This is a genomic window from Pseudomonas sp. 1176_21 (assembly GCF_052850635.1).
The window spans coordinates 60,190-76,177 of sequence record NZ_VXCV01000012.1 but is presented as its reverse complement, the minus strand read 5'-3'; the positions used below and the strand labels follow the sequence as shown (position 1 = coordinate 76,177).

Annotated in this window: 14 protein-coding genes; all 14 read right to left on the bottom strand. The window is 63.0% G+C overall.

Annotated features, from left to right (window positions below; genetic code table 11):
* Positions 1–22: 22 nt before the first annotated feature.
* The 14 genes from nuoF to FW760_RS22510 all read right to left on the bottom strand — a co-directional run bounded on the left by nuoF (position 23) and on the right by FW760_RS22510 (position 15,986).
* Positions 23–1,378 carry an NADH-quinone oxidoreductase subunit NuoF gene (gene nuoF / locus FW760_RS22575; protein ID WP_043860868.1) on the bottom strand — a complete coding sequence of 452 codons (1,356 nt, stop codon included), beginning with the start codon at positions 1,376–1,378 and terminating at the stop codon, positions 23–25.
* Entirely contained in the window at positions 1,375–1,872 is a 498-nt protein-coding gene (nuoE, locus tag FW760_RS22570) for an NADH-quinone oxidoreductase subunit NuoE (protein ID WP_043860867.1), read from the bottom strand. Before nuoE ends, nuoF begins: the two co-directional genes overlap by 4 nt.
* A gap of 2 nt (positions 1,873–1,874) precedes the next feature.
* Complete coding sequence (gene nuoC, locus FW760_RS22565) at positions 1,875–3,656, bottom strand: NADH-quinone oxidoreductase subunit C/D (protein WP_043860866.1); 1,782 nt, start codon at positions 3,654–3,656, stop codon at positions 1,875–1,877.
* 77 nt (positions 3,657–3,733) lie between these two features.
* The gene (locus tag FW760_RS22560; protein WP_043860865.1) at positions 3,734–4,411 is read right to left on the bottom strand and encodes an NADH-quinone oxidoreductase subunit B; all 678 of its coding nucleotides are present in this window, start codon (positions 4,409–4,411) and stop codon (positions 3,734–3,736) included.
* A 10-nt stretch (positions 4,412–4,421) separates the two neighbouring features.
* Entirely contained in the window at positions 4,422–4,835 is a 414-nt protein-coding gene (locus tag FW760_RS22555; RefSeq protein WP_010220397.1) for an NADH-quinone oxidoreductase subunit A, read from the bottom strand.
* A gap of 627 nt (positions 4,836–5,462) precedes the next feature.
* On the bottom strand, positions 5,463–6,788 hold the full coding sequence (gene aceA, locus FW760_RS22550; protein ID WP_043860864.1) for an isocitrate lyase: 1,326 nt from the start codon (positions 6,786–6,788) through the stop codon (positions 5,463–5,465).
* Between the two features lie 522 nt (positions 6,789–7,310).
* Positions 7,311–8,045, bottom strand: coding sequence for a secretin N-terminal domain-containing protein (locus FW760_RS22545; protein WP_231390883.1), 735 nt, complete (start codon positions 8,043–8,045; stop codon positions 7,311–7,313).
* A gap of 125 nt (positions 8,046–8,170) precedes the next feature.
* Entirely contained in the window at positions 8,171–8,596 is a 426-nt protein-coding gene (locus FW760_RS22540) for a GNAT family N-acetyltransferase (protein ID WP_043860862.1), read from the bottom strand.
* Positions 8,589–9,755, bottom strand: a complete 1,167-nt coding sequence (locus FW760_RS22535) for a ribosomal protein uL16 3-hydroxylase (RefSeq protein ID WP_043860861.1) — start codon at positions 9,753–9,755, stop codon at positions 8,589–8,591. Before FW760_RS22535 ends, FW760_RS22540 begins: the two co-directional genes overlap by 8 nt.
* 80 nt (positions 9,756–9,835) lie before the next feature.
* Complete coding sequence (gene purB, locus FW760_RS22530) at positions 9,836–11,206, bottom strand: adenylosuccinate lyase (RefSeq protein WP_116054801.1); 1,371 nt, start codon at positions 11,204–11,206, stop codon at positions 9,836–9,838.
* Positions 11,207–11,341: 135 nt separating this feature from the next.
* Positions 11,342–11,962, bottom strand: coding sequence for a high frequency lysogenization protein HflD (gene hflD, locus FW760_RS22525; RefSeq protein ID WP_043860859.1), 621 nt, complete (start codon positions 11,960–11,962; stop codon positions 11,342–11,344).
* Positions 11,962–13,083 carry a tRNA 2-thiouridine(34) synthase MnmA gene (gene mnmA / locus FW760_RS22520; RefSeq protein WP_043860858.1) on the bottom strand — a complete coding sequence of 374 codons (1,122 nt, stop codon included), beginning with the start codon at positions 13,081–13,083 and terminating at the stop codon, positions 11,962–11,964. Before mnmA ends, hflD begins: the two co-directional genes overlap by 1 nt.
* Positions 13,084–13,156: 73 nt before the next feature.
* The gene (locus FW760_RS22515) at positions 13,157–13,597 is read right to left on the bottom strand and encodes an NUDIX hydrolase (protein WP_054915102.1); all 441 of its coding nucleotides are present in this window, start codon (positions 13,595–13,597) and stop codon (positions 13,157–13,159) included.
* 163 nt (positions 13,598–13,760) lie between these two features.
* Entirely contained in the window at positions 13,761–15,986 is a 2,226-nt protein-coding gene (locus FW760_RS22510; protein ID WP_054915101.1) for an NADP-dependent isocitrate dehydrogenase, read from the bottom strand.
* Positions 15,987–15,988: the final 2 nt, after the last annotated feature.

Below are 15,988 nucleotides of genomic sequence, written 5' to 3'. Positions count from 1 at the left end.
GGACCGCCCGTCTTCTTGTTCGTTATGCGCCAACCACAACGGGTTTGGCCAAGTCCGGGCGCGGTGCAGCAGTGGCTGCGATGCCGGCTTCGAACTCGGGGCGGAAGTATTTGATGGCACTGCCCAGCGGCTCGACCGCACCGGGTGCGTGAGCGCAGAAGGTCTTGCCTGGGCCGAGGAAACCGACCAGCCCCAGCAGCGTCTCGATGTCGCCTGGCTGACCCTGGCCTTTCTCGATGGCGCGCAGCAGCTTGACGCTCCACGGCAGGCCGTCGCGGCACGGGGTGCAGAAGCCGCACGATTCGCGGGCAAAGAACTCTTCCATGTTGCGCAGCAGCGAGACCATGTTGACGCTGTCGTCAACGGCCATGGCCAGGCCCGTACCCATCCGGGTACCGACCTTGGCGATGCCGCCGGCGTACATCTGGGCGTCGAGGTGCTCGGGCAGCAAAAAGCCGGTACCGGCGCCGCCTGGCTGCCAGCACTTGAGCTTGAAGCCGTCGCGCATGCCGCCGGCGTAGTCTTCGAACAGCTCGCGGGCGGTGACGCCGAAGGGCAGTTCCCACAGGCCAGGGTTCTTCACCTTGCCGGAGAAGCCCATCAGCTTGGTGCCGTGGTCTTCGCTGCCTTCGCGGGCCAGCGACTTGTACCAGTCGATGCCGTTGCCGACGATGGCCGGCACGTTGCACAGGGTCTCGACGTTGTTCACGCAGGTCGGCTTGCCCCACACGCCCACGGCGGCAGGGAAGGGCGGCTTGGAACGCGGGTTGGCGCGGCGGCCTTCGAGGGAGTTGATCAGTGCGGTTTCTTCACCGCAGATGTAACGCCCGGCGCCGGTGTGCACGAACAGCTCGAAATCGAAACCGCTGCCCAGGATGTTCTTGCCCAGCAGGCCGGCAGCCTTGGCTTCCTCGACCGCACGGGTGAGGTTGCGCGCGGCGGTGGTGTATTCGCCACGCAGGAAGATGTAGCCGCGGTAGGCCTTGAGCGCGCGGGCACTGATCAGCATGCCTTCGATCAGCAGATGGGGCTGTTGCTCCATCAGCATGCGGTCCTTCCAGGTGTTGGGCTCCATTTCGTCCGCGTTGCACAGCAGGTAGCGGATGTTCATGGATTCGTCTTTGGGCATCAGGCCCCATTTGACGCCCGTCGGGAAGCCCGCACCGCCACGGCCCTTGAGGCCGGAGTCCTTGACGGTCTGCACGATGTCGTCCTGCGACATCTGCGCCAGTGCCTTGCGGGCAGCGGTGTAGCCGTCCTTGGCCTGGTACTCGTCGAGCCACAGTGGCTCGCCGTCGTCGCGCAGGCGCCAGGTCAGCGGATGGGTTTCGGCGGCGCGCGCGATGCGGTTGGCCGGGCCGAAGGAAGTGATGGTCATACGTAACCCTCCAGCAGTTTGGAAACGCCGGCAGGTTGCACGTCGCCAAAGGTGTCGTCGTCGATCATCAGGGCCGGGGCCTTGTCGCAGTTGCCCAGGCAGCACACCGGCAGCAGGGTGAAACGCCCGTCTGCGGTGGTCTGGCCCAGGCCGATGCCCAGCTCGCTCTGGATCTGGCTGACCACCGACTCGTGGCCGCCGATGTAGCAGACCATGCTGTCGCACACACGGATGATGTGGCGGCCGACCGGCTGGCGGAAGATCTGGCTGTAGAAGGTGGCCACGCCTTCGACGTCGCTGGCAGGGATGCCCAGCACTTCGCCGATGGCGTACACGGCGCCGTCCGGCACCCAGCCGCGTTCCTTCTGAACGATCTTCAGGGCTTCGATGGACGCCGCGCGCGGGTCCTCGTAGTGGTGCATCTCGTGCTCGATGGCCGAGCGCTCGGTTTCGCTCAGGGCGAAACGGTCGGTTTGGATAAGCGTGTTATTCATGCTTAGCGGTCCACGTCAGCCATAACGAAGTCGATACTGCCCAGGTACGCAATCAGGTCCGCGACCATGCTGCCGCGGATCACCGAAGGGATCTGCTGCAGGTGCGGGTAGCTCGGAGTGCGGATCCGGGTGCGGTAGCTCATGGTGCCGCCGTCGCTCGTCAGGTAGTAACTGTTGATGCCCTTGGTCGCTTCGATCATCTGGAAGGACTCGTTGGCCGGCATGACCGGGCCCCACGAAACCTGCAGGAAGTGCGTGATCAGGGTCTCGATGTGCTGCAGGGTGCGCTCTTTTGGCGGCGGCGTGGTCAGCGGGTGATCCGCCTTGTACGGGCCTTCCGGCATGTTGCGCATGCACTGGTCGATGATCTTGATGCTCTGGCGCATTTCTTCCACGCGCACCATGCAGCGGTCATAGGCATCGCCATTGCTGGCCAGCGGCACTTCGAACTCGAAGTTCTCGTAGCCCGAGTACGGGCGTGCCTTGCGCAGGTCGAAGTCGCAACCGGTCGAACGCAGGCCGGCACCGGTGACGCCCCATTCCAGGGCTTCCTTGGTGTTGTAGGCAGCCACGCCGATGGTACGGCCCTTGAGGATGCTGTTCTGCAGGGCGGCCTTGGTGTACTCGTCGAGGCGCTTGGGCAGCCAGTCGACGAAGTCCTTGACCAGTTTTTCCCAGCCGCGCGGCAGGTCGTGGGCCACGCCACCGATACGGTACCAGGCCGGGTGCAGACGGAAACCGGTGATGGCTTCGATCACGGTGTAGGCGCGCTGACGGTCGGTGAAGGTGAAGAACACCGGGGTCATGGCGCCGACGTCCTGGATGTAGGTACCCAGGAACAGCAGGTGGCTGGTGATGCGGAAGAACTCGGCCATCATGATGCGGATGGTGTCGACCTTCTGCGGCACCTTGATGCCGGCCAGCTTCTCGACCGCGAGCACGTAGGGCAGGTTGTTCATCACCCCGCCCAGGTAGTCGATGCGGTCGGTGTAGGGGATGAAGCTGTGCCAGGACTGGCGCTCGGCCATCTTCTCGGCACCACGGTGGTGGTAGCCGATGTCCGGGACGCAGTCGACGATCTCTTCACCGTCCAGCTGCAGCACGATACGGAACGCACCGTGAGCCGAAGGGTGGTTGGGGCCAAGGTTGAGGAACATGTAGTCCTCGTTGGCACCGGAACGTTTCATGCCCCAGGCTTCGGGGTTGAAGCGTGCGGCTTCTTCCTCGAGCTGCTGCTTGGCCAGGTTCAGGCTGTAGGGGTCGAACTCGGTGGCGCGCGCCGGGAAGTCCTTGCGCAGCGGATGGCCTTCCCAGGTGGGCGGCATCATGATGCGGGTCAGGTGCGGGTGGCCGGCAAAGTCGATGCCGAACATGTCCCAGACTTCGCGCTCGTACCAGTTGGCGTTGGGCCAGATACCGGTGACGGTGGGCAGGTTCAGGTCACCTTCGTTCAGTGCCACCTTGATCATCACGTCGCTGTTACGCTCGACGGACAGCAGGTGGTAGAACACGGTGAAGTCGGCGCCCGGCAGGCCGCGACGCTGGGTGCGCAGGCGCTCGTCCACGCCGTGCAGGTCGTACAGCATGCTGTACGGCTTGGCCACGTTGCGCAGGAAGGTCAGCACTTCGATCAGCTTGGCGCGGGCAACCCAAAGCACCGGCATGCCGGTGCGGGTGTCCTGGGCGGTGAACGCCTCGGGGCCAAAACGATTGTTCAATTCGACGACCACATCCTGGTCGTCAGCCTTGTAAGGCGGGATGTAAATAGCGGTGTCCGCTGTCATGGTCTCGATCGCTTTCGGTCAACGTAGAGAATGAAGCCAGGCCGCCTGCTCGAATGAACAGGCGGCAGGTCGCTGGATCAGACTTCGTCGGGGCTGCGCAGGTGGGTAACCTGGATACGCTGTTCACGACGCTGCTCTTTCTGCGACGGCATCTCGGCGCGGTACACGCCTTGATCGCCGACGACCCACGAAAGAGGGCGCCGCTCCTTGCCGATCGATTCCTGCAGCAGCATCAGGCCTTGCAGGAACGCTTCGGGGCGAGGCGGGCAGCCAGGCACGTAGACATCCACGGGGAGGAACTTGTCGACCCCCTGAACGACCGAGTAGATGTCGTACATGCCACCGGAGTTGGCGCACGAACCCATGGAGATGACCCACTTGGGTTCGAGCATCTGCTCGTACAGGCGCTGGATGATCGGCGCCATCTTGATGAAGCAGGTGCCGGCGATGACCATGAAGTCGGCCTGACGCGGCGATGCCCGGATGACCTCGGCGCCGAAGCGGGCGATGTCGTGGGGTGCCGTGAAGGCCGTGGTCATTTCCACGTAGCAGCAGGAGAGGCCGAAGTTGTACGGCCACAGGGAATTCTTGCGCCCCCAGTTGACGGCTCCACTGAGTACATCTTCGAGCTTGCCCATGAAGATGTTCTTGTGGACCTGGTCCTCTAGCAGCGAATCGGAGACGGTTTCCCGTTCACCGATTGGATACTGCTCGTTGGGCGCATCGGGGTCGATCCTGGTGAGATTGTATTGCATTGCCAAAGCCTCATTGTTTCAGCTTCGCTTGCCGCTTGCGACGACCTTCGGGAGCCCAATCGAGGGCCCCGACGCGCCATAGGTAGACAAGACCTGCCAACAGAATTGCTATGAAAACGAGTGCTTCGACGAATCCGGTCCAGCCGCTTTCGCGGACGGACACAGACCATGCAAAGAGAAAGAGGGCTTCGATATCGAAGATCACGAACAGCATCGCGACCAGATAGAATTTGGCGGAAAGACGCAGGCGGGCACCGCCTGTTGGCAGCATGCCGGACTCGAACGGTTCGTTCTTGCTGCGGCCCCAGGCCTTGCTGCCCAGCAGGGCGGACAGGCCGAGCATGAAGGCACACAGGCCGACGACACCCAAAAGGAAGATGGCAAAGCCCCAGTTGTGGGCGATGAGTCCTGTCGAATCGGGCATGCTGAAAATCCTTAACAGAGCGCTTGGTCTCTGAGCTTGAAAAGAAGTAGAGCAGTGACGATATGTCGCAGCGAAATCTATCGCGCTGATTTTATGGGTAAACCCGTAGCAAGTAAAATTTCTGCAGCAAATTTATTCGTAGCATTAAGAACAAAAATCTTTCGTAACTCGCTGCAGGCCACGTATTCCGTGGATTGCGCGTGCTTTTGTTAATTATGTTTCTTGTATGGCGTAACGAAATGCAAGTTTCGAAATGATAATTAATATCATTTGAAGAGCTCTTGTTATTCCTACCTCCTGCGTCAACTAAAAGTTGTTGTTCAAGGGTGTGGCCGGCAAGTTTGTGCGCCCCTGTTTCGGGCAGTGTCTGCGTGCTGGCGCTGGGCTCTGGCTCAGGGTTGTGCGCGGGGGTGGCGCGTCGGTATCTGCGCTGCCACGGCCGTCCGCTGACGCCGGTGTGCACTAGCATAGCCAATCGGGGGTAATAAGGAAGCCTTGTGCCGGGCGGCTGGCCTTTTCGCCGGCAAGGCTGGCGCCTGCGCGGGATATGAATGGCACAAGACCCGGAGCCCCATCACAGGCCCCGGGTCTTGCGTGTTACCCGAATGTCACCAATCGATCAGCCGATCAGTGGAACTGCTCTTCTTCGGTCGAGCCGGTCAGGGCGGTTACCGAAGACTTGCCACCCTGGATCACGGTGGTCATGTCGTCGAAGTAGCCAGTGCCCACTTCCTGCTGGTGCGCCACGAAGGTGTAGCCTTTGGACGCGTCGGCGAATTCCTGCTCCTGCAGCTTCACGTAGGCAGTCATGTCGTTGCGGGCGTAGTCGTGCGCCAGGTTGAACATGCCGTGCCACATGTTGTGGATGCCAGCCAGGGTGATGAACTGGTGCTTGTAGCCCATGGCCGACAGCTCGCGCTGGAACTTGGCGATGGTCGCGTCGTCCAGGTTCTTCTTCCAGTTGAAGGAAGGCGAGCAGTTGTAGGACAGGATCTGGTCCGGGTATTCCTTCTTGATGGCTTCGGCAAAGCGGCGTGCTTCGTCCAGGTCCGGCTTGGCGGTTTCGCACCAGATCAGGTCGGCATACGGTGCGTAGGCCAGGCCGCGGGCAATCGCCTGGTCCAGACCGGCACGTACCTTGTAGAAACCTTCCTGGGTACGCTCACCCACCACGAATGGCTGGTCGTACGGGTCGCAGTCGCTGGTCAGCAGGTCGGCGGCGTTGGCGTCGGTACGGGCCAGGATGATGGTCGGTACACCGGCGACGTCGGCTGCCAGGCGGGCAGCGCTGAGCTTCTGTACGGCTTCCTGGGTCGGAACCAGTACCTTGCCGCCCATGTGGCCGCATTTTTTAACCGAGGCCAGCTGGTCTTCGAAGTGAACGCCGGCGGCGCCTGCCTCGATCATGTTCTTCATCAGCTCGTAGGCGTTGAGTACGCCGCCGAAACCGGCTTCAGCGTCAGCCACGATCGGTGCGAAGTAGTCGATGTAGCCGTCGTCGCCCGGGTTCTTGCCGGCTTTCCACTGGATCTGGTCGGCGCGACGGAACGAGTTGTTGATGCGCTTGACCACGGTTGGCACGGAGTCCACCGGGTACAGCGACTGGTCGGGGTACATGGACTCGGCCGAGTTGTTGTCGGCAGCCACTTGCCAGCCGGACAGGTAGATAGCCTGGATACCGGCCTTGACCTGTTGAACAGCCTGGCCGCCGGTCAGGGCGCCCATGCAGTTGACGAAATCTTTTTCAGGGCGGAACGAAGGGTGGGCGCCTTTGGTTACCAGGTTCCACAGCTTCTCGGCACCCATGCGGGCCAGGGTGTGCTCAGGTTGAACCGAGCCACGCAGACGAACGACATCAGCGGCAGAGTAGGTACGGGTCACGCCTTTCCAGCGTGGGTTCTCGGCCCAATCTTTTTCGAGGGCTGCAATTTGCTGTTCGCGTGTCAGTGCCATGAAAGTAAACCTCGTCGCATAGGTCGGTAAAAAATGTTCGCTCTGTCGGCTGCGCTGTGCGTACAGGGGCAGCTCCGATTGCTCGCTGGTCAGAAGCACTGGCAGCCAGTGGTGTGGGCGAAATGGCGACGTTGAACGATGGGGCTCGAAGGGGGAAGTGAGCAGGTCCTTGGCGTGGCTGTCGGGCAGGTTGGCTCGTGGTTGCCGTGCTGCGTCGATCAGGGTGTGCCGTCTACCGTTTGATGCGCTTCCGTCCCTCGGGACAACTTCGTTCCAGTCGCAATCTCGTCAAACCGCCTTGTGGGCTGTACAGACACGAATCGGCTCAGGTCGGGTAGGTCAGAGCGCAACTCGAAGGCCCTTGCCAGGGCCTCTGATTAGCGGGAGCGGGGCCATCATGCCTCTGCGATTCGGGGGCGTCAAATGTTTTGTAGTGCTTTTTTTCATCCACTACATCTTTGGTCTAATACGACTCGTCAGTCAGTTTCGAGGCCTTTGGTCGAGGCCTTGAACGGCGCGGGGTCAGTCCAGTGCCTCGACTTTTACCCGCAAAGTCATGTTCTCACCGCGCTGGGTGGAGTAACTGAGGGTCGAAGCGCTGCGATCGGCCTGACTTTGAGCGTTGACACCTGCCAGGCTGATCCACTCGCCAAGCTTGCCGGTGACCTTCGTGTCGGTACTTTGCACCTTCACTACATCGGGACGTTCCTGGCTCATCCGGTCATTGTTGGTGCTGATGGCAAGGTGCACGGTTTCGCCGGTGACGCTGGCAGTGACGTAGAAACCCTGGGTGACGTTGCGGTACTCGGTGTTGCTCTGCACGCGTCCGTAGCTGTCGGTCTGGGTGCTGGTGATGGGAATGCTCTGGCCAACCTGGATCAGCGCCGGAGTGCCCTCGCTGGCCTGCACCTGTTGCAGCCCACCCTCGCGGTTGGCGGTGCCGTAGCGGATCACGCGGGCGTTACCGCGGTTGTCCTGGACGTTGCTGTCGGTGTTGTCGACGCTGATCAGCAGGCGCTTGGGGGCGGTGTCCAGTTGTTGCAGCAGGGTGCGAAGTTCGTCGATCTTGCCGGGCTCGGCATTGACGATCAGCTTGTTTTCGAAGGTGCTGACACTGCCGTCCTTGCCGATGAAGGCTTGCGCGGCTGGGAGCAGTTCGGCGCTGGTGCGGTGGTTCAGCGGCAGGACTTCGGTGGCGGCCAGCGCACTGAGGCTGAACGACAGAAGCAGGGTGGCGAGCAGGGGGCGTAGCGGCATGTCCATGGTCTCCGCGGGTGGAGTGGACATGATGGCAAATTTGTAGCGGTTGTGCTGGCCTGTTCGCCGGCAAGGCCGGCTCCCGCAGGTATGGGAGCTGGTCTTGCCGGCGACAGGGCTGGCGCTTACTGCGAGTCGCGCACCATGTCCACGTGCGGCAGGCCGGCCTCGAGGAACTCCTCGCTGACAACCTTGAAGCCCAGGCGCTCGTAGAATGCGGTGGCATGCACTTGTGCGGTGAGCTTCTGCTGGCGCAGATCGCGGTTCTGCGCCTCGGCGATGGCGGCCTGCATCAGTGCGTCACCCACCTTGAGCCCGCGCCAGTCCTTGAGCACCGACACGCGCCCGATCTGGCCATCCTGCAACAGGCGGGCGGTGCCGATGGCGTAGTCACCCTCAAAGGCCAGGAAGTGCACGGCGATGTTGTCGTCGGCATCCCACTCCAGCTCTGGCGGCACGTTCTGCTCGGCAATGAACACCGATTCGCGGATACGGCGGATGTCGGCGTTGTCTTTCTGCCAATCGGCCAGGCGTACTTCGATCTTATTCATTGGCAAATCCCAGGCTTCCTTGCTTGACCAGTTCGCAGATCAGGGTAAGGCCATTTTCGTCGCCAAGCCATGGCGCGAGGTTTTCCACGTGCAGGGCGTCGGCGGCGCAGATCAGCTTGAGCAGGTCGCGCAGTTCGCCCGGCAGCAGGCGGCTCTGGCCGCTGGCGAACAGCAGCACGTTGTCGTCGACTTCCGACCAGGCCAGGCGCGCGCTCGGGTTGCGGATCAGGATCGCACCCTGTTCCAGGCTGTCGATCAGGTCTTCTTCGCTCAGTGCCTCGCCAGCCACCAGTTCCGGGTAGCGTGGTTCGGTCATGAACTGGCCGAACCAGGTCAGCAGCAGGCGCTCGTCGCTCATGTGCTCGGCCAGCAGGCCCTTGAGGCGGTCCAGGGCGTCGCGCTGGATCTGGTGCGGGTCGCTCACTGGCTGGGCGTCGGCGTCGGTGTAGCGCTCTTCGTCAGGCAGGAACTGGCTGAGGAAGTCGGTGAAGTGGGTCAGCACTTCGGCGGCGCTCGGCGCGCGGAAGCCGACCGAATAGGTCAGGCAGTCGTCTTCTGCCACACCGTAGTGGGCCAGGCGCGGTGGCAGGTAGAGCATGTCGCCCGGTTCCAGGGTCCACTCGTCGGTCTGCTCGAAGTCGGCCAGGATGCGCAGGTCGGCGTGCTCGATCAGCGGGCTGTCGCTGTCGCACATCTGGCCGATCTTCCAGTTGCGCTTGCCCTGGCCTTGCAGCAGGAACACGTCGTAGTTGTCGAAGTGCGGGCCCACGCTGCCACCCGGGGCGGCGAAGCTGATCATCACGTCGTCGATGCGCCAGCTTGGCAGAAAGCGAAAGCTCTCCAGCAGCTCGCCCACTTCCGGCACGAACTGGTCGACGGCTTGTACCAGCAGGGTCCAGTCGCGCTCAGGCAGGGTGCTGAAGGTGTCGTCGTCGAACGGGCCGCGGCGCAGTTCCCACGGGCGCTCGCCATGTTCGATGACCAGGCGCGATTCGACTTCCTCTTCCAGTGCCAGGCCGGCCAGTTCATCGGCATCGATCGGGCTTTCGAAATCAGGGAAGGCCTGGCGAACCAGCAGGGGCTTCTTCTGCCAGTAGTCGCGCAGGAATTCGCGGGCAGTCAGGCCGCCCAGCAGCTGAAGTGGGGTATCAGGATTCATGTGTAACCTATTGAAAAAAAGTAATTTTCTTTCAGCAATAAAAACGCCCGGCCAAGCCGGGCGTCAAAACGCGGGGGCAATCAGATGCGTTTGGCTTGTGCCGCGGCATTACCGATGTAGTTGGCCGGGGTCAGCTTCTTCAGCTCGGCGCGGGCTTCGGCCGGCATGTCCAGGCCATCGATGAAGGTTAACAGCGCTTCAGGGCTGATACCTTTGCCGCGGGTCAGCTCTTTGAGCTTCTCGTACGGGTTTTCGATGTCGTAGCGGCGCATCACGGTCTGGATCGGCTCGGCCAGGACTTCCCAGCAGGCGTCCAGGTCTTCGGCGATGCGGGCTTCGTTGATTTCCAGCTTGCTGATGCCCTTGAGGCTGGCCTCGTAGGCGATCACGCTGTGGGCGAAACCGACGCCCAGGTTGCGCAGCACGGTGGAGTCGGTCAGGTCGCGCTGCCAGCGCGAGATCGGCAGCTTGCTGGCCAGGTGCTGGAACAGCGCGTTGGCGATGCCCAGGTTGCCTTCGGAGTTCTCGAAGTCGATCGGGTTGACCTTGTGCGGCATGGTCGAGGAACCGATTTCGCCGGCAATGGTGCGCTGCTTGAAGTAGCCCAGCGAGATGTAGCCCCAGATATCGCGATCGAAGTCGATCAGGATGGTGTTGAAGCGGGCGATCGCGTCGAACAGCTCGGCAATGTAGTCGTGCGGTTCGATCTGGGTGGTGTAGGGGTTGAACACCAGGCCCAGCTCGTCTTCGATGAAGTCGCGGGCGTTGGCTTCCCAGTCGATCTGCGGGTAGGCCGACAGGTGGGCGTTGTAGTTGCCCACGGCGCCGTTGATCTTGCCCAGCAGCGGCACGGCGGCAACCTGGGCGATCTGGCGCTCCAGGCGGTACACCACGTTGGCCAGCTCTTTGCCCAGGGTAGTCGGCGAAGCCGGCTGGCCGTGGGTGCGCGACAGCATCGGTACGTCGGCGAAGCGGTGGGCCAGTTCGCGGATCGACTCGGCGATCTGGCGCATCAGCGGCAGCAGCACGCTGTCGCGGCCTTCGCGCAGCATCAGGCCGTGGGACAGGTTGTTGATGTCCTCGCTGGTGCAGGCGAAGTGGATGAACTCGCTGACCTTGGCCAGTTCCGGCAGCTGGGCGGCCTGCTCCTTGAGCAGGTACTCGATGGCCTTGACGTCGTGGTTGGTGGTGCGCTCGATCTCTTTGACGCGCTCGGCGTGCTCGAGGGCGAAGTCGTCGGCCAGGGCGTTGAGCACGGCGTTGGCTTCGGCGGAAAACGCTGGTACTTCAGCGATTTGCGGGTGGGCGGCCAGGCGCTGGAGCCAGCGGACCTCAACCAGGGCGCGGAAACGGATCAGGCCGTATTCGCTGAAGATGGGGCGCAGGGCCTGGGTTTTGCCGGCGTAGCGGCCGTCAACAGGGGAAACCGCAGTGAGCGAGGAAAGCTGCATGGGGTGTTCTCGGACAGTCGGGCAACGAAAAGGGCGCATATCATACATGAAAAACGCGCCCGGGTTTTGAGGGTGACAAAAGGTCTTTCGGGCCTTTTCGCTGGCAAGCCAGCGAAGGCCGCGACGCGGTCAGGGTCAGCCGCGCAGCATCGGGTACAGCTCCTTGAGCAGCTTGCGCCGGCTGATCACCAACTGCCAGCGGTGCCCGCCCAGCTGGCGCCACAGGCGCGCAGCACGGATGCCGGCCAGCAGCAGGGCGCGGATCTTCGAGGCATTGTTGGGCTGCTGCAGGTTGCGCATGTCGCCATGCACCTGGATACGCTGGCGCAGGGTGCTCAGGGTGTCCTGGTAGAGGGCGCCGCACGAAGCGATCACGTTTTCATGCACCAGGCCGAAATGATCGGCCTGGGACTGGATCTGCGGCAGGCGCTTGCCGATGGTGTCGAGCATGTCGCCACGCTTGGCCAGCTGGCGCTCCAGGCCCAGCATCGACAAGGCGTAGCGCAGCGGCTCGCGCTGCAGGCTGGCAGGGTCGCGCTCCAGCGCGCTGGCCAGGGCGCGGTAGCCATCCTTGAGGTTCAGGTCGTCACCGCCGAACACCTCCAGGGTGTCCTTGGGGTCGCGTACCAGCAGGCTGCCGAGCATGCAGCCCAGGTCGGCCTCGCTGGCCTGGCCCGTGCGGGCGATTCGGTCGACCAGCACGGCGGCCTGGAATACCCCGCCCAGGGCGACCAGTTGCTCTTGCATCTGGTTCATCAGCGGCTGCTCCAGGGCTCGGCCACTTCGATCACACCGCCCCCCAGGCATACCTCACCGTCATAGAACACCACCGACTGGCCCGGCGTCACGGCGCGCTGCGGCTCGTCGAAAACGGCGCGGTAGCCGCTTGCGGTGCGTTCCAGGGTGCACGCCTGGTCGCTCTGGCGGTAGCGCACCTTGGCCGTCAGCTGGCGCGGGCTGGAGAGGTCGACGGGGTTGACCCAGAAGATCTCCGAGGCGAGCAGGGCGCGGGAGAACAGCCACGGGTGCTCGTTGCCCTGGCCGACCACCAGCACGTTGCGGCTGAGGTCTTTCTCCAGCACGTACCACGGCTCGTCGCTGGCATCCTTGAGGCCGCCGATGCCCAGGCCCTGACGCTGGCCGATGGTGTGGTACATCAGGCCGTGGTGCTGGCCGATGACTTCACCCTCGGTGGTCTGGATTTCACCGGGCTGCGCCGGCAGGTATTGCTTGAGAAAATCGCTGAAACGGCGCTCGCCGATAAAGCAGATACCGGTGGAGTCCTTCTTCTTGGCCGTGGCCAGGCCGTTTTTTTCGGCGATGGCGCGCACCTCGGGCTTTTCCAGTTCGCCCACCGGGAACAGCGTGCGGGCGATCTGCTCGCCGCCGACGGCGTGCAGGAAGTAGCTCTGGTCCTTGTTCGGGTCCAGGCCCTTGAGCAGCTCGGTACGCCCGTCGATGTCGCGGCGGCGCACATAGTGGCCGGTGGCGATCAGGTCGGCACCGAGCATCAGGGCGTAGTCGAGGAACGCCTTGAACTTGATTTCGCGGTTGCACAGGATGTCCGGGTTCGGCGTGCGCCCGGCCTTGTACTCTTCCAGGAAGTGCTCGAACACGTGGTCCCAGTACTCGGCGGCAAAGTTGGCAGTGTGCAGCTTGATGCCGATGCGGTCGCACACGGCCTGGGCATCGGCCAGGTCTTCGCGGGCGGTGCAGTATTCGGTGCCGTCGTCCTCTTCCCAGTTCTTCATGAACAGGCCTTCCACCTGGTAGCCCTGCTCGATCAGCAGGAGGGCGGAGACGGAAGAGTCCACGCCGCCGGACATGCCGACGATGACGCGTGTCTTTTCGGGTTCGTAGAGTGCTGGACTGGTCATAGGTACCGGCTGTGTATCTGGAAAAAGACGTCGATTCTATCAGGCTGCGCCGCGCAAGGCGAAAGCCGCGGCTTCAATTGCGGATCAGGCTCAGGCTGTGCAGCGGGCCGGCCAGGTAGTCGTCGATGCATTGCGGCACCAGCTCGCTGCGCCAGCGCTCGGGATCTGCCAGCAGTTCGTCGCGGGTGAGCCAGGTGGCGCGCACGATGTCGGTGTCCAGGGCGCGCTCGGGGTGGTGGCGAAGCGGGCGGGCAGCGAAGCAGATGCGCTGGTAGGTCACGCCATTGCTGGGGGCGGTATAGAGGTAGATGCCGACGATGCCGGTAAGCTCGACGTCCCAGGCGGTTTCTTCGAGGGTCTCGCGCAGGGCGGCTTCGAGCAGGGTTTCGTTGGCTTCGAGGTGGCCGGCGGGCTGGTTGAAGACGTGCCGGCCGGCCTTGAATTCCTCGACCAGCAGGAAGCGGCCGTTGTCTTCGACGATGGTGGCGACGGTGATGTGGGGTTGCCAGGTCATGCGGGTGCTCCTGCTCAGGGCAGCGTCGCCTGCATCGCGGGTCAAGCCCGCTCCCACACAACCCCTGTGGGAGCGGGCTTGACCCGCGATGCAGACGACACAGATTCCAGAAAGCACAAACCCCGGTGCGTGGCCGGGGTCTGTGTGTCAGCTCAAGCCAACCTTACAGCGCGGCAACCGCGTTGTTGAAGGTCTGGCTCGGGCGCATTGCCTTGGCGGTCAGCTCGGCATCGGGGTAGTAGTAACCCCCGATTTCAACCGGCTTGCCCTGGACTGCGTTGAGCTCGGCGACGATGGTCGCTTCGTTCTCGGTCAGTGCCTTGGCCAGCGGTGCGAAGCGTGCTTGCAGCGCCGCGTCATCGGTCTGTGCAGCCAGTGCCTGGGCCCAGTACAGGGTCAGGTAGAAGTGGCTGCCACGGTTGTCGATGCTGCCAACCTTGCGCGCAGGGGACTTGTTGTTGTCCAGGAACTGGCCGGTGGCCTGGTCCAGGGTCGCAGCCAGTACCTTGGCCTTGGGGTTGGCGTAGGCGGTGCTCAGGTGCTCGAGCGAAGCTGCCAGGGCCAGGAACTCGCCCAGCGAATCCCAGCGCAGGAAGTTTTCTTCCACCAGCTGTTGCACGTGCTTGGGTGCCGAACCGCCGGCGCCGGTTTCGAACAGGCCGCCGTTGTTCATCAGCGGCACGATCGACAGCATCTTGGCGCTGGTGCCCAGCTCCATGATCGGGAACAGGTCGGTCAGGTAGTCACGCAGCACGTTGCCGGTGACCGAGATGGTGTCTTCGCCGGCACGGATGCGCTGCAGCGAAACCTTCATGGCCTCGACAGGCGACAGGACGCGGATGTCCAGGCCGGTGGTGTCGTGGTCTTTCAGGTACTTCTGGACCTTCTCGATCAGCACGCCGTCGTGGGCGCGTTGCGGGTCGAGCCAGAAGATCGCCGGGGTGGCGCTGGCGCGGGCACGGTTGACGGCCAGCTTGACCCAGTCCTGGATCGGCGCGTCCTTGGTCTGGCACATGCGGAAGATGTCGCCGGCCTCGACGTCCTGGGACAGCAGCAGGTTGCCTTTGCCGTCGACGACGCGGATCACGCCATCAGCCTTGGCCTGGAAGGTCTTGTCGTGGGAGCCGTACTCTTCGGCCTTCTGTGCCATCAGGCCGACGTTCGGCACGCTGCCCATGGTGGTAGGGTCGAAGGCGCCGTGTTGCTTGCAGTCTTCGATCACCGCCTGGTAGATGGTGGCGTAGCAGCGATCCGGGATCACTGCCTTGGTGTCCTGCAGCTGGCCTTCGGTGTTCCACATCTTGCCCGAGTCGCGGATCATCGCCGGCATCGAGGCGTCGACGATGACGTCGCTCGGCACGTGCAGGTTGGTGATGCCCTTGTCGGAGTTGACCATGGCCAGCGCCGGGCGCACGGCATACACGGCCTGCACGTCGGCTTCGATCTGGGCCTGCTGCTCGGCTGGCAGGTCCTTGATGCGGGCGTACAGGTCGCCGATGCCGTTGTTCAGGTTGAAGCCGACCTGCTCCAGTACGGCGGCGTGCTTGGTCAGCGCGTCCTTGTAGTACTCGGCGACGATCTGGCCGAACATGATCGGGTCGGAGACCTTCATCATGGTGGCTTTCAGGTGAACCGACAGCAGTACGCCCTGGGCCTTGGCTTCTTCGATCTGGGCAGCGATGAAGCTGCGCAGGGCCTTGGTGCTGAGCACGGCGCAGTCGACGATTTCGCCGGCCTTGACCGCGGTTTTCTCTTTCAGGACGGTGGTCGAACCGTCCTTGGCCAGCAGTTCGATGCGCAGGCTGTCATCGGCTTCGATCAGCGCGGCTTTTTCGCTGCCGTAGAAGTCGCCGTTGTCCATGTGCGCGACGTGCGACTTGGAGTCGGCTGCCCAGGCGCCCATCTTGTGCGGGTGCTTGCGGGCGTAGTTCTTGACCGACAGCGGTGCGCGGCGGTCGGAGTTACCTTCGCGCAGTACCGGGTTCACGGCGCTGCCCTTGATGCGGTCGTAGCGGGCGCGGGCTTCTTTTTCCGCGTCGGTGCTGACGGTGTCCGGGTAGTCCGGGATGTTGAAGCCCTTGGCTTGCAGTTCCTTGATCGCGGCCTTCAGCTGCGGTACCGAGGCGCTGATGTTCGGCAGCTTGATGATGTTGGCTTCAGGTGTGGTTGCCAGTTGGCCCAGTTCTGCCAGGTGGTCGGCCACTTGCTTGTCGGCGCCGAGCTGTTCAGGGAAGGCAGAGAGGATACGGCCAGCGAGCGAGATGTCACGGGTTTCGACGGCGATGTCGGCAGTGGCGGTGAACGCTTCGACGATGGGCAGCAGTGAGTAGGTGGCGAGGGCGGGGGCTTCGTCGGTGAAGGTGTAGATGATCTTGGATCGGGTGGGCATAT

What these genes read in the sequence shown, in the direction of transcription:
- nuoF (WP_043860868.1), bottom strand. Translation starts at nt 1,378, where the DNA reads ATGACCATCACTTCCTTCGGCCCGGCCAACCGCATCGCGCGCGCCGCC.
- nuoE (WP_043860867.1), bottom strand. Translation starts at nt 1,872, where the DNA reads ATGAATAACACGCTTATCCAAACCGACCGTTTCGCCCTGAGCGAAACC.
- nuoC (WP_043860866.1), bottom strand. Translation starts at nt 3,656, where the DNA reads ATGACAGCGGACACCGCTATTTACATCCCGCCTTACAAGGCTGACGAC.
- FW760_RS22560 (WP_043860865.1), bottom strand. Translation starts at nt 4,411, where the DNA reads ATGCAATACAATCTCACCAGGATCGACCCCGATGCGCCCAACGAGCAG.
- FW760_RS22555 (WP_010220397.1), bottom strand. Translation starts at nt 4,835, where the DNA reads ATGCCCGATTCGACAGGACTCATCGCCCACAACTGGGGCTTTGCCATC.
- aceA (WP_043860864.1), bottom strand. Translation starts at nt 6,788, where the DNA reads ATGGCACTGACACGCGAACAGCAAATTGCAGCCCTCGAAAAAGATTGG.
- FW760_RS22545 (WP_231390883.1), bottom strand. Translation starts at nt 8,045, where the DNA reads ATGCCGCTACGCCCCCTGCTCGCCACCCTGCTTCTGTCGTTCAGCCTC.
- FW760_RS22540 (WP_043860862.1), bottom strand. Translation starts at nt 8,596, where the DNA reads ATGAATAAGATCGAAGTACGCCTGGCCGATTGGCAGAAAGACAACGCC.
- FW760_RS22535 (WP_043860861.1), bottom strand. Translation starts at nt 9,755, where the DNA reads ATGAATCCTGATACCCCACTTCAGCTGCTGGGCGGCCTGACTGCCCGC.
- purB (WP_116054801.1), bottom strand. Translation starts at nt 11,206, where the DNA reads ATGCAGCTTTCCTCGCTCACTGCGGTTTCCCCTGTTGACGGCCGCTAC.
- hflD (WP_043860859.1), bottom strand. Translation starts at nt 11,962, where the DNA reads ATGAACCAGATGCAAGAGCAACTGGTCGCCCTGGGCGGGGTATTCCAG.
- mnmA (WP_043860858.1), bottom strand. Translation starts at nt 13,083, where the DNA reads ATGACCAGTCCAGCACTCTACGAACCCGAAAAGACACGCGTCATCGTC.
- FW760_RS22515 (WP_054915102.1), bottom strand. Translation starts at nt 13,597, where the DNA reads ATGACCTGGCAACCCCACATCACCGTCGCCACCATCGTCGAAGACAAC.
- FW760_RS22510 (WP_054915101.1), bottom strand. Translation starts at nt 15,986, where the DNA reads ATGCCCACCCGATCCAAGATCATCTACACCTTCACCGACGAAGCCCCC.